This window comes from Mesorhizobium kamtschaticum (assembly GCF_056174585.1).
Window position 1 is genome coordinate 2,219,801 of record NZ_CM149691.1, and the last position, 14,332, is coordinate 2,234,132.

Sequence of the window (14,332 nt, forward strand, 5' to 3'; positions counted from 1 at the left end):
TCGCCCCGGCGGGTTGCAGCGGCGTCAATCCGCCTCTCGCCAGCGCCACGGTGTTCGGCTACACCTCCGGCCGGAGACCGCGACATGGCTGAACTCGACACCAGAAAAACCATCGTGCTGACCGGTGCCAGCCGCGGCATCGGACACGCCACGGTCAAGCGCTTCTCGCGCGAGGGTTGGCGCGTCATCACCTGCTCCCGCCAGGCCTTTGCCGAGGATTGCCCGTGGCCGGCAGGGCCGGAAGACCACATCAGGGTCGATCTCGCCGATCAGGAAGATGTCGGTATCGCCGTCTCGGAAATCCGTCATCGGCTGGAAGCGCATGGCGGCCAGTTGCACGCGCTGGTCAACAATGCCGGCATTTCGCCGAAACTCAAGGACGGCAACAGCCGCATGGACTCGATCGACACGCCGATGCATGTCTGGCGTGACGTGTTCCAGGTCAATTTCTTCGCGCCGATCATGCTCGCGCGGGGGTTGTTCAAAGAGTTAGCCGCGGCCAAGGGCTCGATCGTCAACGTCACCTCGATCGCCGGCACCCGCGTGCATCCTTTCGCCGGCACCGCCTATGCGACATCGAAGGCGGCACTCGGCTCGCTGACGCGCGAAATGGCGCATGATTTCGGCCCGCACGGCATCCGCGTCAACGCCATCGCGCCGGGCGAGATCGATACCGCGATCCTGTCGCCGGGCACGGACAAGATCGTCGAGACGATTCCGCTGCGGCGCCTCGGCACCACAGCGGAAGTCGCCGACATTATCTTCTTCCTGTGCTCGCAGCAGGCGTCCTATGTGACGGGCTCGGAAATCCACATCAATGGCGGCCAGCACGTTTGAGTGAGGATTTCGAGCGCTACACGGAAACCAACGTCGTTGGGTCGCTCGTCATCTACGAATGGGCCGCGGAGCTCGACATATTCCGAGCGCGGGACATACTCGACAATCTCGTAGAGATTGTTGGTTCCCAGCCGGATATTGCGACAGTCGTCGGCGGCAGTCGCAGCAAAGACTATCTCTATCGGAATTTCATCAAACGTGATGTGCTTCACAAACAGGAGTGGCAAACGCTCGGCTATCTCTGGAGGAGAAAGTCCGACTCACTGTCGGATTTCGCAATCGATATTGCCTGCTCCCTCGATAGCTTTAAATGCTTCGAAGTCCATATCGACAGAGCTGCGACGCCGGATCCCGATGAGACATTCCAGAAGATCGTCAGACTGGTTTGCGACGAGTTGCAACCTGTCTATGGGATAGGCTTGTCGATGCCGTATTTCTGGGGGCCGAGGGCATTTGCGCACGGGTCAGCATCTTCCCGTTTCGCAACCGAGGACAAGACATTTTACGGTCCACCGGCTGCGATGAAGGAGCAGTCGTTCTCGTTCGGCAAGACGTTCCGCACCGAAAGTGCGCGGCGACAACTGGATCAGAATCTTCGCGATCTATATCCTTTCAACCTGCTGTCGAAAGGCCATCTGGATCGGCGGATCGAGGGCAAACGACTGGATAACTGGATTGAACAGAACTCGTTAGGCGTCATACGGAAACTGTCGCCGATCACGTGGCAATGGGACGTCCCGCCGGGTGACGTTCAAAGTATCAGGAGACGGCTTGTCGACGCCGGGCTCACGATTGTGAAGCTATAAGCTCGTCTCCTAAAGCGGCTAGGCGATTGGCTCAGATCGTCCTCGCCCGTCCAGCAAGGCTTCCCAGGACCGCCATCAGCAAGGTGGCGACGGCGCAGGCGCCCAGGGCCAGGCTCCAGTTCCCGGTTGCGTCATGGGCAAGACCAGCCAGCGGCGGGCCTGCGGCGGCCAGCGAATAGCCCAGGCATTGCGCCATTCCCGACAGCGCTGCCGCCTCCTGGCTGTGCGAAGCCCTCAGGCTGACGAAGGAGAGGCCCAGCATGAAGGCGGCACCCGCGCCGAAGCCGAACAGCGCGATCCAAAGTGCTGCAAGGGCCGGAAACTGCCACAGGCCCAGCAGCGAGAGGCATGTGATCAGGGCCATGCCGATGGCCATGACGCGCTGGTCCTTCATGCGCCTGACGGCGGTGCCGAGCAGCAGGCCGGGGATCGCGATGGCCAGTTGACAGAGCCCATGCAGCGAGCCCGCGGTCGCCGCGGGATAGCCTGCCTCCGCCAGGATCGAGGGCAACCATCCGACGATCACATAGAAGACCAGCGAGGTAAGGCCAAGAAAGCCCGTAACCTGCCAGGCAAGGGCCGAGCGCCAGAGGTGTCCGCGGTCATGCGTGGAGGCTGCCGCTCGCTCCTGGGCGGCGGGCATTTGAAGCTGGGGCGCCCAGGCAATCAGGGCGGCGACGGGAAAGATCAGCGTGCAGGCAAGCGAGAGATGCCAGTTCGACCCCGGCAGTTGGGCGAGCGGGATCGCCGCTGTCGATGCCAATGCCTGCGAAAGTCCGGACACGATGGCATAGAAGCCGGTCAGGCTGGCGACCCGGTTGGGAAAATCGCGTTTCAGCAAGCTTGGCAGCAGCACGTTTGCGACAGCAATGCCGGCCCCAAGCGTGCCGGTGCCGACGAACAGCGCCCAGAGGGGGCCGGTCGAGCGCAGGACAATACCGGTGGCAACAACAAGCAGCGCGGCGAATAACGACCTTTCGATGCCATATCGGCGCGCAAGGCCGGCCGCGAAAGGCGAGATCGCCGCGAACGCCAGCAAGGGAAGGGTGGTCAGCATTCCCGCTTCGGCCGCGCTGATGCCGCTGGTTTGCCGGATCATGCCGAGCATCGGCGCCACGCCGGTGATGGGCGCGCGAAGCGTTGATGCGATCAGCATGATGCCGACCAGGAGAAGCCCCTGGCCGCTCGATGTTCTGACAATTTCTCTAACCGTCATTGGAGACTCCTGACCTGGTGTTGGCGCCTGAGCGCCTTGATTTGGGGATTGCGGAAAATGAATCGTCAGCCGCCTCCAGCCCGTGCCGGAGTGCGGCGTGGTCGACCAAAACGGCCGGCTTATCCGGCTATGGTGAGAACAGCCTTGCCGCTGAAGCTGCGCTGGCGCAGAGCGTCCAGGGCCTGGGCGATATCCGTCCACGGCATGGTCAAGGCGACGCGGGTTTCCAGCCGGCCGGCCGCGACCAGAGTGAGCAGCGAGGCGATATCCGCGCCAATGCCCGAGCCGGACGTGTAGTAGGCGAAGGTCTGAAGCCTCGCGCCCTCATGGCCCGGGACAAACTGGCGGAAGCCAACCGGCGTGAGTTCGCCGCTGCTCGAACCGAACATGACGATGGTCCCGCCAGGCGCGATGCGTTCGATCGCGTGGGCGAGGCTTTCGCCGCCGACCGACTCGGTGATCAGCGAAAACGGCCCCTTGGCCAATTCGATCGCCTCTACCACTTGTTCGGCACCAAGGCCGCGGAGATCGTCGGCATGCCGGGCGGCGGCGATTGCGGTTACCGAGGCGCCTTGCTCGCGGGCGATCTGGATCTGGAAACGGCCGACCGCACCGCTCGCACCGGTGATCAGCACCTGCTGCCCGGCGAGGTCACCGCCATGACGTAACGTCCTCAGCGCCGTCGTGCCCGCGACCGGAAGCGTGGCCGCCGAGACGAAATTGACCTCCTCCGGCAGGACGGCGAGACGTTCGGCCGGAACGGCGACCCGTTCGGCCCAGCCGGCCTCGTCGACCAAGGCCACGACCCGGGTGCCCACGGCTGGCCCGGAGCCATCGGCTGCTGCCCGTTCGACGAACCCGACGACGTCCTGGCCAGGTATCCAGCCGTCCGGACGTATGGTGAGCAGGCGCAGTTCGCCACGGTTCAACGAGGTTGCGTGGACGGCGACCAGCGCTTCGTGCGCGCAAGGCTGTGGCTCGTCCACTTCGGCGAGTTTCAATCTGGCTGCGTTGTCGGAAGAGACGGTGAGCGCGAGCATGGGGTACACCTTTGCCAATTGCGGCGAGAAAGACCCGAGCCTATCGATTTGCGCCGACGAATAATCTAGATATAAAAGCAATCGATCGCTAAAAGTCGTCAACCATGAAACAACCCCTTCGCTATCCCTGGCTCAATTTCGATGTGGATGAGTTTTCAGCGCCGGCGATTGCCGTGCGCGTCGACGTCCCCGAAACCAGAGCGGAGGTATCAGCCCATTGGCATCGAAAGGGGCAACTCGTCTTCGCGCTCGGCGGCGGTGTCACCTGCCGCGTTCCCAGTGGCCTGTGGATGGTGCCGCCGCATTGCGGCGTGTGGGTGCCGAGCCGCATGGAGCACAGCAACATCGCGACAGCCAATGCCCGGATTTTCTTCGTCTACATCGAGCCGGGTGCTGCCGACCTGCCGGACCGGTGCTGCACGCTTTCGATCTCGCCGCTGCTGCGCGAGCTCATCATCGAGCTATCGGACTGTGCGCCGGACGATGCGAGGTGCGCTTTCCTGGGAAGCGTCCTGCTTGCCGAACTGCCTGATATGCCTGTCCAGCAATTGCATCTGCCGATCTCCTCCGAGCCGCGCTTGCGGCGGATCGCCGAAGCGCTGGCGGACGATCCCGCTGACCGAAGCACGCTGGCGGAGTGGGCCAATCGCGTCGCGCTCAGCGAGAGCAGTCTCGCTCGTCTCGTGGTGAAGGAGACCGGCTTGAGCTTCGGCCGCTGGCGCCAGCAATTGCACTTGATCGTCGCGATCAGGGAGCTGGCTTCGGGCGCAAGCGTTCAGCGGGTTTCGGGCGATCTCGGCTATGAGTCCGTCACAGCTTTCATCACCATGTTCAAAAAGGCGCTCGGCAAGCCTCCCGCACAATATCTCAGCAGCATCGCACAGAATGGCGGTTCTGCGTTCGTACGATCAGCCTAGGCTACGGACGGCTCAAGCCGCCTCCGGCTTGTGACCGAGCACCTCTTCGACAATGCCGCGCGCGATCTCGCGCTCGCCCATGATCACCGTGTCGGCGCCGAGCCCCTTGAGATGCTCGACTTCGGCATCGGAATGGGCTCGGGCGACGACGTTGATACCGGGATTGGCGGCGCGTGCCCGCAGCACGATCTGGCCGGCCTCGAAGGCGTTCGGGATGGCGAGGATCAGCCGCCTTGCGCCTTCGGGATTGGCGGCGGCGAACACTTCGGCGTTGGCCGCATTGCCGGCGACGGTCTCGACCCCGTCCGTCTTCAGCCTGGCCAGCGTCTTGTCGGCGTCCTCGATGACGAGGAAGGGCAGTGCAGCCTCTTTCAGCGCCGCGCCGACCAGGCTGCCGACACGGCCGTAGCCGATCAGGATGGCATGGCCGATGAGTGCGGTTTTCGGCGGTGGACCGTCTTCTTTTTGGAGGTTGCGGCGACCGAGGCCACCTGGCCCGGTTCCGTCGCCGGACCGACCGGCTTGGCGTCCGCCGGCGGTGCCGTCCGGGCGGCACGCGCTTCAAGCCACGGTTTCATCCAGTCGATGACCAGGAACATCAGCGGGTTGAGCACGATCGACAGGATGGCGCCGGCCAGGATCAGGTCACGGCCCTGCTCGGGCAGAAGTTTCAACCCGACGCCGAGTTCGGCCAGGATGAAGGAGAATTCGCCGATCTGGGCAAGGCTAGCTGAAATCATCAAGGCTGTCGCCAGGGGATAGCCGAAGGCGATGACGATGACGAAGGCCGCCAGCGACTTGCCGATGACGATGATGGCCAGCGTCGCCAGGATCGGCAGGCCATTGCTGAACAGGCTGAACGGGTCGAACAGCATGCCGACGGAGACGAAGAACAGCACCGAAAAGGCATCGCGCAAAGGCAGCGATTCTTCGGCCGCGCGGTGGCTGAGCTCGGACTCGCTCATGATCATGCCGGCGAAGAAGGCGCCGAGCGCCAGCGAGACGCCAAACAGTTTTGCCGCGCCGAAAGCGACGCCGAGCGCGATGGCCAGCACTGCCAGCCGGAACAGCTCGCGCGACCCGGTATGGGCGACGTAGTGCAGGATCCAGGGGATGACCCGGCGGCCGACCACCAGCATGACGACGACGAAGGCAGCGACCTTGGCCAGCGTTATGCCGACGACGCCCCAGATGCCGTAACTGGCCGGCAGCGACAGCAGGCCGCTCGAATGCACATCCGCCTGCTCCTGACCGCCGAGCACGCCGGCAAGGGCCGGCAGCAGCACCAGCGCCAACACCATGGCGAGGTCCTCGACGATCAGCCAGCCGACGGCGATGCGGCCGCGTTCGGTCTCGATCAGCCGGCGTTCCTGAAGCGCGCGCAGCAGCACCACGGTCGAGGCGACCGACAGCGCCAGGCCGAACACCAGACCCGCGCCCATCGACCAGCCGAGCATCCAGGACAGCCCGGCGCCGAGTGCGGTGGCAAAACCGATCTGGACGATGGCGCCGGGCACGGCGATGGCGCGGACCGACAGCAGGTCCTTCAGCGAGAAATGCAGGCCGACGCCGAACATCAGCAGGATGACGCCGATTTCGGCGAGCTCGTTGGCAAGGCCGGCATCGGCGACGAAACCGGGCGTGTTCGGCCCGACCAGCACGCCGGCCATGAGATAGCCGACCAGCGGCGGAATGCGGAAGCGATTGGCGAGAGCGCCGAAGACGAAAGCCAGCCCCAGACCGGCGACGATGGTGGCGATAAGGGGCGTGTCATGCGGCATTGTCTATGGAGCGCCTTTCAAACCAGAGATGTCGGATATGCGCCGCCCGAAGCCGCCGCCTGTTTTGCAATATGGTGGAAGGGGTGACGGTGATGCAACCCGCAGGGCGCGAAAATCGACGGTGCGGCGGCAAAATGCCTGACCGGCGGCTGAGCAGCCGCCGGTCAGATTTGGGCTCCTGATGGCATTCGTTTCTATAGCCGATCCGTGGCCTGGGGTCAGGCTGCCCGCAGCAAGGCCTCGATCTCGAATATGGTGTGGTTGGTCAGAGTCTTTGAAATCTCGGCGGCCACCTTGTCCTCGACTTCCTTGTGCAGTTTCTTGCGCATGGCGCCAAGCACCACGGGTGGGGCGACAAGCACGATGCTGTCGAACTCGCCGCCATGCGCGAGCTTGTAGAGCCGGGCGGCAATGTCATCGGCGAAGCGCTCCTTGCCGATCCGGTGCCAGTCGGTGTCCTCGACGGCGCTGCGATGCACCGACGGGCCATCATTGTGCCGGCCTGGACTGTCGGTGCCTTGTTCGCGGGTTGGCGGATTCTCCTGCTCCATCATCTGCACGACCTCAAGGTTGGGAAACTTGTTGTCGCCGGCATTCTTGAGGAAGAGCGCTTTTTCGCCGTCGGCGACCATGACCCACATGCCGTGCTTCAGCTTGATCGTGCCCATGATGATGGGTTCCTTTCCTTGCTGCGGCCACGCCTCAAGCGGCACTCCGCTGCGGTTTCGATTTTGGGTAGTGGACGTGATGGGAACGCCTTGCGGAGCGGTAATGTTCCACCTGCACAGGCCAGTTGAATGCCCGCCGGCCGAGGCCGAGAGTCGAAAATCGGCGATCAGCGGCTTTAATCTACTGAATTGGTAGAAATTAGAAAAAACTGTTTTGCGAAACAAATGGCAGGCGGCTAAAAAGACCTGAAATCAAGGCCCGTTTCAGCGACTTGAATCCGCCCATACTCTGGATGTGGAATATTTTTCTCCTGCCTTTCGCAGTTGCGAAAAAGCGATTGCCTGCCATCACAGGATGCGCGAGTGCTTTGCTTCTGGTTTTTCGCGCCCGGGCGTAAAACTGCGAACCTGTTCCCGGATTGCTTTTGTCATGCCGCATGCCAATGCCAAGCTCAACGCCTTTCCCGTCTTCGTGCGGGTCGAGGGCGAAGCGGTGGCCATTGTCGGCGGCGGCGAGGAAGCCCTGGCCAAGGCGCGGCTGATCGGACAGTCGAGCGCGGTGCTGCGCATCATTGCCGAAGACGCCGAGCCGGAGCTGGTTGCCTTCATCATCCAGTCCGGCGCCAGCCATGTCGCGGCAGCTTATGATGCCTCGCAGCTCGAAGGCGCGGTCATGGTGTTTGCCGCCAGCGGCGATGAGGCGCTCGATCGCCGCGTCGTGGCGGACGCGCGGAAACTGGGCATCCCCGTCAATGCCGTCGACCGGCCTGAGCTCTGCGATTTCTTCACACCGGCGCTGGTCAACCGCGCGCCGGTCGCCATTGCCATCGGCACCGAAGGCGCCGGCCCGGTGCTTGCCCAGATGTTGCGCGGCCGCATCGATCAGATGCTGTCGCCGTCGCTCGGATCGCTGGCAACGCTCGCCGCTTCGCTGCGTGGTGCGGCCGAGAAATTGCTGCCGAAAGGCAATGCCCGCCGCCGCTTCTGGAACAGTTTTTTCCAGGGTGCTCCGGCCCATGCCGTCGAAGCCGGCCAGTTGTCGCAGGCGCATGATGCGGCTGTGGATCTTCTGCTGTCGAACGCACCGGCTGCGGGCCATATCGCCTTGGTCGGTGCCGGTCCCGGCGCCGAGGATCTTTTGACTCTTCGTGCACACCGCCTGCTGATGGAAGCCGATGTCATCGTCCATGACGCGCTGGTGCCGGAGGCGGTCGTTGCCATGGGTCGCCGCGATGCCGAGCGGCTTCCGGTCGGCAAACGCAAGGGCTGCCACACCAAGAGCCAGGCCGAGATCAACGCGCTGCTGGTCGAACTCGGCCGACAGGGCAAGCGTGTGGTGCGGCTGAAGTCGGGCGATCCGCTGGTGTTCGGCCGTGCCGGCGAGGAGATGGCGGCACTGCGCGAAGCGGGCATCGCCTATGAGGTGGTTCCCGGCGTCACCGCGGCCTTTGCCGCGGCCGCCGATTTCGAACTGCCACTCACTCTGCGCGGCGTGTCGTCGTCGATGGTGTTCACCACCGGCCATGATCTCAAGGGCAACTCATTGCCCGACTGGGCCAAGCTCGCCATTTCCGGCGCCACGGTCGCCGTCTATATGGGCCGATCGGTCGCGGCTGAAGTCGCCGGCCGGCTGATCGAAGCCGGCCTGTCGCCGGATACCGCAGTCGCGGTGGTCGAGAATGCCAGCCTGGCCAACCGGCGCTGTTTCCACGGCACGTTGGCCGACCTGCCGTCGCTGGAAGCGCGTAGCGATCTTTCTGGGCCTGTCATGACCATCATCGGCGATGCGGTTGCCGGCGCCAATTTTGAACGGTCCGAGCCGCTTGCCGCACACAGGTATGAAGGCGCGGCCATTGCCGCCACTGAGAAGGTTCAGCCATGAAGATACTGACCGCCAACCGCCTGACCGATGGCATCGCCGTCTGGTACGCCGATGGCGGCTGGGCCGAGACGGTGGACCACGCCGACCTGGCCCATGACAAGGCGGCCGAGGACCGCCTGGAGGCGATCGGGGCCAAGGCCTATGCCGACAATGAAGTGGTCGACGTCAATCTGATCGACGCGGACGTCGTCGACGGAATTGTCGAGCCGGTGCGGTTGCGCGAAAAGATCCGCGCTGCGGGGCCGACCATCCGCAGCGATCTCGGCAAGCAGGCCGAGCGGGCGGCGTAGCCAGGATTTGAGTGAAACGGGCGGACGCGCCCTGAAAGACGAAGCATGTACCGTTACGATGAGTTCGACCACGATTTTGTCCAGGCCCGCGTCGCCGAGTTCAGCGACCAGGTCCAGCGCCGGCTGTCCGGCGAGATCACCGAGGACCAGTTCCGGCCGCTGCGGCTGATGAACGGCGTCTACCTGCAGCTGCACGCCTATATGCTGCGCATCGCGGTGCCCTACGGCACGCTGAACGGCAAACAGCTGCGCATGCTCGGCCACATCGCCCGCAAATACGACAAGGGCTACGGCCATTTCACCACGCGCCAGAACATCCAGTTCAACTGGCCGGCGCTGTCGGACATTCCGGCGATCCTGGCCGATCTCGCCAGCGTCGAGATGCACGCCATCCAGACCAGCGGCAATTGCATCCGCAACGTCACCGCCGACCACTTTGCCGGTGCGGCCGCCGACGAGGTTGCCGATCCGCGCCCCTACGCGGAAATCCTGCGGCAATGGTCTTCGGTGCATCCGGAATTCTCGTTCCTGCCCCGGAAATTCAAGATCGCGGTGACAGGGGCGGAGCGCGACCGTGCCGCCATCCAGACCCATGACATCGGCCTTCATGTGAAGAAGAACGCCGCCGGCGAGCTCGGTTTCGCCGTCTATATCGGCGGCGGCCAGGGCCGCACGCCGATGGTGGCGAGGAAGATCCGCGATTTCCTGCCGGAAGCCGACCTGCTGTCCTACTGCACGGCGATCCTGCGCGTTTACAACCTCTATGGCCGCCGCGACAACAAGTACAAGGCGCGCATCAAGATCCTGGTGCACGAGACCGGCGTCGAGGAAATCACCCGCCAGGTCGAGGCCGAGTGGCAGGAGTTGAAGGACGCCGAGCTGAAGCTGCCGGATGCCGACATCCGTGCCATCGAGGCCTATTTCGCGCCGCCGGCGCTGACCGACCGGCCGGACGGCGACCAGGCGGTCAAGCTGGCGCGCCTCGATTCCAAGGGCTTCTCGGAGTGGCTCGACCAGAACGTGGTGACGCATCGCCATCCCGACTACGCGGCGGTGACGATTTCGCTCAAGGGCATCGGCGAGGTGCCGGGCGATGCTTCCGACAGCCAGATGGAAGCGGTTGCCGACATCGCCGAGAAATACGCCTTTGACGAGCTGCGTGTCAGCCATGAGCAGAACCTGATCCTGCCGCATGTGGCGCGGAGCGACCTCAAGGCGGTCTATGACGCGCTGGTCGACATCGGGCTGGCGACGGCCAACTCCAATTTGATATCGGACATCATCGCGTGCCCGGGGCTCGACTATTGCGCGCTGGCCACCGCACGCTCGATCCCGATCGCGCAGGAAATCTCGCAACGCTTCGCCTCGCTGGAACGGCAGCGCGAAATCGGCGAATTGAAGCTGAAGATATCCGGCTGCATCAATGCCTGCGGCCATCACCATGTCGGCCATATCGGCATACTCGGCGTCGAGAAGAAGGGCTCCGAGCTCTATCAGGTGACGCTGGGCGGCTCGGCCGACGAGAACACGTCAGTCGGCGAAATCATCGGCCGCGGCTTCTCGTCGGAAGAGATCACCGATGCCATCGAGCTGATCGTCGAGACCTATCTCGGCCTTCGGCTCAATGCCCAAGAAAAATTCATCGACGCCTACCGCCGTATCGGTCCCGCGCCGTTCAAGGAGGCGCTCTATGCTGGCGAAGCCAAGGCCGCTTGACCGCATCGCCGATGTCGATGACGGCGCCGCCGCGAAAGCGGCGGGGCTTGATGCGCGCTATGGCCACCTGAAGCCGCTCGAGATCATCGAACGCTCGGCCCGCGAACTGTTTCACGACGAGATCGCCGCGGTGTCGTCCTTCGGCGCGGATTCGGCGGTGCTGCTGCACATGATCGCCGAGATCGACCGCACGCTGCCGGTCATCTTCCTCGACACCGGCAAGCATTTCGAGGAGACGCTCGGCTATCGCGACGCGCTCGTCGCCGATTTCGGGCTGACCAACATTCGGGTGATCAAGCCCGACGAGGCCGCGCTCGAGCGGATCGACCCGACGGGCAATCTGCACCAAAGCAACACCGATGCCTGTTGCGGCGTGCGCAAGGTCGAGCCGCTGGCGCGCGGGGTGGCACCGTTCCGAGCCTGGTTGACCGGGCGCAAGCGCTTCCAGGCCTCGACGCGGGCAGCGTTGCCGGTATTCGAGGCGGTCGGCGCGCGCATTCGCATCAATCCATTGGCGCATTGGACGACATCGGACCAGGCCGACTATATGCGCGCCCATGCGCTGCGCGAAAACCCGCTGGTCGCCTATGGCTATCTGTCGATCGGCTGTTTCCCGTGTACGCAACCGGTGCAGCCGGGCGAGGACGCACGTAGCGGCCGCTGGGCCGGTCATGCCAAGACCGAGTGCGGCATTCACCTGTCGGGACTGGAAGTGTCGCTGACCGACGCATCACTATAGGGTATATTGATATTCAGGTGATGCCGGTCTGCAAACGGTGGTTTCCTGCGCTTCCGGTGCTCACGTACCCAAAAGTACGCTCCGCTCCGGTTCTCGGAACCCATCGTTTTCGACTCGGCCTGACCTGAATCTCAACACACCCCAAGATTTGGGCTTAGGATTTTTGATGACCGAAACGACGACACCGGAGACCCGGCTCTGGACCCCTGAGGGTTTTCGCGAGGATGAGTGGGCTCATGCCGAAAGTGCTGACGCGCTTTCCGGCAATGGCCGCTTTATCCTGCCGTTGCAGGCGTTCCTCGACCTTGATCCGGAGGTGCGCCGGTCCGCCAAAGAGCGGCTCGGCGTGGTGCTGCAGCCCGGCGACCAGCTCGAGAAGATCGCAGACCTGCTCGACCAGCTGTCGCTGGTGGCGCTGGTTTTCCCGGCCTTCAGCGACGGCCGCTCCTTCTCCAAGGCTGAACTGCTGCGCAGCCGCTATCATTTCGAAGGTGCCGTTCGCGCTACCGGCCAGGTGCTGGTCGACCCGTTGCCGCATATGCTGCGGTTGGGCTTCGACGAGTTCGAAATCTCCAACCCGGTGCTGTTGAAGCGCCTGGAAGAGGGCCGTACCGGCGGGCTGGGGCTTTACTACCAGCCGACCGAAGCGTCGGAGCCGAAGGGACCGAAATACTCCTGGCGGCGACTGCGGGGCAACTGACGCAGCGGTAATTCCGCGCGCCTTTACAAAGACTGTGATCGGGCCTTCTCTTGGTTGTCCGGACGGAAATATCCGCCGGCGCGAGGGAGGAAGGCCATGGACTTCGACTATGTCATCGGCGGCGGTGGCTCCGCCGGGTGCACGCTTGCCGCACGGCTGTCCGAAAATCCATCCGTTACCGTCTGCCTGATTGAAGCCGGCGGCGAGGGCAGGAACCTGCTCATCCGCGCGCCGGCCGGCATCATCGCCCTGCTGCCGGGGCGGCCGAAGATCAACAATTGGGGATTGCAGACGGTACCGCAGCAAGGACTGGGCGGCCGCAAGGGCTACCAGCCGCGCGGCAAGGCGCTCGGCGGCTCCAGTGCCATCAACGCCATGCTTTACACGCGAGGGCATCGCGGCGACTACGACAAATGGGCCGGTCTCGGCTGCCAGGGTTGGTCATGGGACGAGGTGCTGCCCTATTTCAAGCGCGCCGAAGGCAATCAACGCGGCGCCGACGCACTGCATGGCGGCGACGGGCCGCTGCGGGTCGGCGAACAACAGGAGCCGCGGCCGATCTCAAGAGCCTTTGTCGAGGCCTGCGGCGAAAACCAGATCCGCCGCAATGACGATTTCAACGGGCCGGAGCAGGAAGGGGCGGGGCTCTACCAGGTCACGCAATTCTGGGGCGGGGCCAAGAACGGCGAGCGCTGCTCGGCGGCGGCCGCCTATTTGCATCCGGCGATGAACCGGCCGAACCTCACCGTCATCACCGGTGCGCATGCCACCGGCATTGTGCTGGACGGCAAGCGCGCCACCGGGGTGCGCTATCGCAAGGGTAACAGTGAGGCCGTGGCGAAAGCCAGGCGCGAGGTCATCGTCTGCGGCGGTGCGTTCGGCTCGCCGCAGCTGTTGTTGCTGTCAGGGATCGGACCGGCTGTCGAGCTTGCAGCGCACGGAATTCCGGTCGTTCACGAACTGCCCGGCGTCGGCAAGAACCTGCAGGATCATCTCGATTTCATCATGGGCTGGAAATCGAAGGATGCCGACATGATGGGCATCGGCCTGCGCGGTCTGCCTGGCTTGCTGCGGCATATGCTGCGCTGGCGCAAGAGCGGCACCGGCATGATCGCCACGCCCTATGCGGAAGGCGGCGCTTTCCTCAATCCGATCCGGCGATCGACAGGCCCGATCTGCAGCTGCATTTCTGCATCGCCATCGTCGACGATCATGGCCGTAAGCTGCATCTGGGATATGGCTTTTCCTGCCATGTCTGTGTGCTCAGGCCGCATTCGCGTGGCGAGGTCGGGCTGTCGAGCCCGGACCCGACAGCGCCGCCGCGCATCGACCCGCGCTTTCTCGAGGACGAACGCGACGCCGGCCTGCTGCTCAAGGGCGTCAGGATGATGCGCGGCATAATGGAGGCGCCGGCGCTGGCGAAGTATCGCGACAAGGAAATCTACACCGCCGGCGTATCGAGCGATGCCGAGCTGATGGCGCATATCCGCGCCCGCGCGGACACGATCTATCACCCGGTCGGCACCTGCAAGATGGGCGTCGACGCCATGGCCGTCGTCGATTCTGAGCTCAAAGTGCATGGATTGCAGGGGCTGCGGGTCGTCGATGCCTCGGTGATGCCGACCCTGATCGGTGGCAACACCAATGCGCCGACCATCATGATCGCCGAGAAGGCGGCGGACATGATCAAGGCGGCCGCCTGACTGCAACTCTGGTCGAACCAGCGATGCTATTTTTGTT

Annotated in this window: 12 protein-coding genes and 2 pseudogenes; 9 read left to right on the forward strand and 5 right to left on the reverse strand. The window is 63.9% G+C overall.

Translation table 11 applies throughout. The annotated features are described in order from the left end of the window. Nucleotides 1-84 precede the first annotated feature (84 nt). Together AC0V7N_RS10910 and AC0V7N_RS10915 are read left to right on the forward strand one after the other, a co-directional pair. Nucleotides 85-837, forward strand: coding sequence for an SDR family NAD(P)-dependent oxidoreductase (locus tag AC0V7N_RS10910; protein ID WP_475457284.1), 753 nt, complete (start codon nucleotides 85-87; stop codon nucleotides 835-837). Further along, nucleotides 834-1,643 (forward strand): hypothetical protein, encoded by an 810-nt coding sequence (locus AC0V7N_RS10915; protein ID WP_475457286.1) that lies wholly within the window; start codon nucleotides 834-836, stop codon nucleotides 1,641-1,643. Before AC0V7N_RS10910 ends, AC0V7N_RS10915 begins: the two co-directional genes overlap by 4 nt. A gap of 31 nt (nucleotides 1,644-1,674) precedes the next feature. Here AC0V7N_RS10915 and AC0V7N_RS10920 read toward each other — a convergent pair whose 3' ends face one another. Together AC0V7N_RS10920 and AC0V7N_RS10925 are read right to left on the reverse strand one after the other, a co-directional pair. After that, a complete protein-coding gene (locus AC0V7N_RS10920; protein WP_475457288.1) occupies nucleotides 1,675-2,859 on the reverse strand; it encodes an MFS transporter in 1,185 nt (394 codons plus the stop codon). Nucleotides 2,860-2,978: 119 nt separating this feature from the next. Then, nucleotides 2,979-3,899: a zinc-binding dehydrogenase gene (locus tag AC0V7N_RS10925; RefSeq protein ID WP_475457290.1), complete on the reverse strand. Its 921-nt coding sequence runs from the start codon at nucleotides 3,897-3,899 to the stop codon at nucleotides 2,979-2,981. 104 nt (nucleotides 3,900-4,003) lie between these two features. Here AC0V7N_RS10925 and AC0V7N_RS10930 point away from each other — a divergent pair, with 104 nt between their 5' ends. Then, nucleotides 4,004-4,816, forward strand: a complete 813-nt coding sequence (locus AC0V7N_RS10930) for an AraC family transcriptional regulator (protein WP_475457292.1) — start codon at nucleotides 4,004-4,006, stop codon at nucleotides 4,814-4,816. Here the strand turns inward: AC0V7N_RS10930 and AC0V7N_RS10935 are convergent. From AC0V7N_RS10935 to AC0V7N_RS10945, 3 genes and pseudogenes are all read right to left on the reverse strand, one after another. After that, nucleotides 4,813-6,597, reverse strand: a pseudogene (locus AC0V7N_RS10935) (cation:proton antiporter domain-containing protein). The gene AC0V7N_RS10930 and the pseudogene AC0V7N_RS10935 overlap by 4 nt on opposite strands. 218 nt (nucleotides 6,598-6,815) lie before the next feature. Continuing rightward, nucleotides 6,816-7,265, reverse strand: coding sequence for a baeRF12 domain-containing protein (locus AC0V7N_RS10940; RefSeq protein WP_475457296.1), 450 nt, complete (start codon nucleotides 7,263-7,265; stop codon nucleotides 6,816-6,818). Nucleotides 7,266-7,464: 199 nt separating this feature from the next. Next, nucleotides 7,465-7,704: a hypothetical protein gene (locus tag AC0V7N_RS10945; RefSeq protein WP_475457298.1), complete on the reverse strand. Its 240-nt coding sequence runs from the start codon at nucleotides 7,702-7,704 to the stop codon at nucleotides 7,465-7,467. Between AC0V7N_RS10945 and cysG the strand changes: the two genes are divergently transcribed. The 6 genes and pseudogenes from cysG (at nucleotide 7,696) to AC0V7N_RS10975 (ending at nucleotide 14,295) form a co-directional block, all read left to right on the forward strand. Continuing rightward, nucleotides 7,696-9,147 carry a siroheme synthase CysG gene (gene cysG / locus AC0V7N_RS10950; protein WP_475457300.1) on the forward strand — a complete coding sequence of 484 codons (1,452 nt, stop codon included), beginning with the start codon at nucleotides 7,696-7,698 and terminating at the stop codon, nucleotides 9,145-9,147. The genes AC0V7N_RS10945 and cysG overlap by 9 nt on opposite strands. Then, on the forward strand, nucleotides 9,144-9,437 hold the full coding sequence (locus AC0V7N_RS10955) for a DUF2849 domain-containing protein (protein ID WP_475457302.1): 294 nt from the start codon (nucleotides 9,144-9,146) through the stop codon (nucleotides 9,435-9,437). Before cysG ends, AC0V7N_RS10955 begins: the two co-directional genes overlap by 4 nt. Before the next feature lie 45 nt (nucleotides 9,438-9,482). Then, the gene (locus tag AC0V7N_RS10960) at nucleotides 9,483-11,153 is read left to right on the forward strand and encodes a nitrite/sulfite reductase (protein ID WP_475457304.1); all 1,671 of its coding nucleotides are present in this window, start codon (nucleotides 9,483-9,485) and stop codon (nucleotides 11,151-11,153) included. Next, the gene (locus AC0V7N_RS10965; RefSeq protein ID WP_475457306.1) at nucleotides 11,128-11,892 is read left to right on the forward strand and encodes a phosphoadenylyl-sulfate reductase; all 765 of its coding nucleotides are present in this window, start codon (nucleotides 11,128-11,130) and stop codon (nucleotides 11,890-11,892) included. Before AC0V7N_RS10960 ends, AC0V7N_RS10965 begins: the two co-directional genes overlap by 26 nt. A gap of 166 nt (nucleotides 11,893-12,058) precedes the next feature. Continuing rightward, nucleotides 12,059-12,592 (forward strand): DUF934 domain-containing protein, encoded by a 534-nt coding sequence (locus AC0V7N_RS10970; protein WP_475457308.1) that lies wholly within the window; start codon nucleotides 12,059-12,061, stop codon nucleotides 12,590-12,592. 96 nt (nucleotides 12,593-12,688) lie between these two features. Then, a pseudogene (locus AC0V7N_RS10975) lies at nucleotides 12,689-14,295 on the forward strand (GMC family oxidoreductase). The last annotated feature ends 37 nt before the right edge of the window (nucleotides 14,296-14,332 follow it).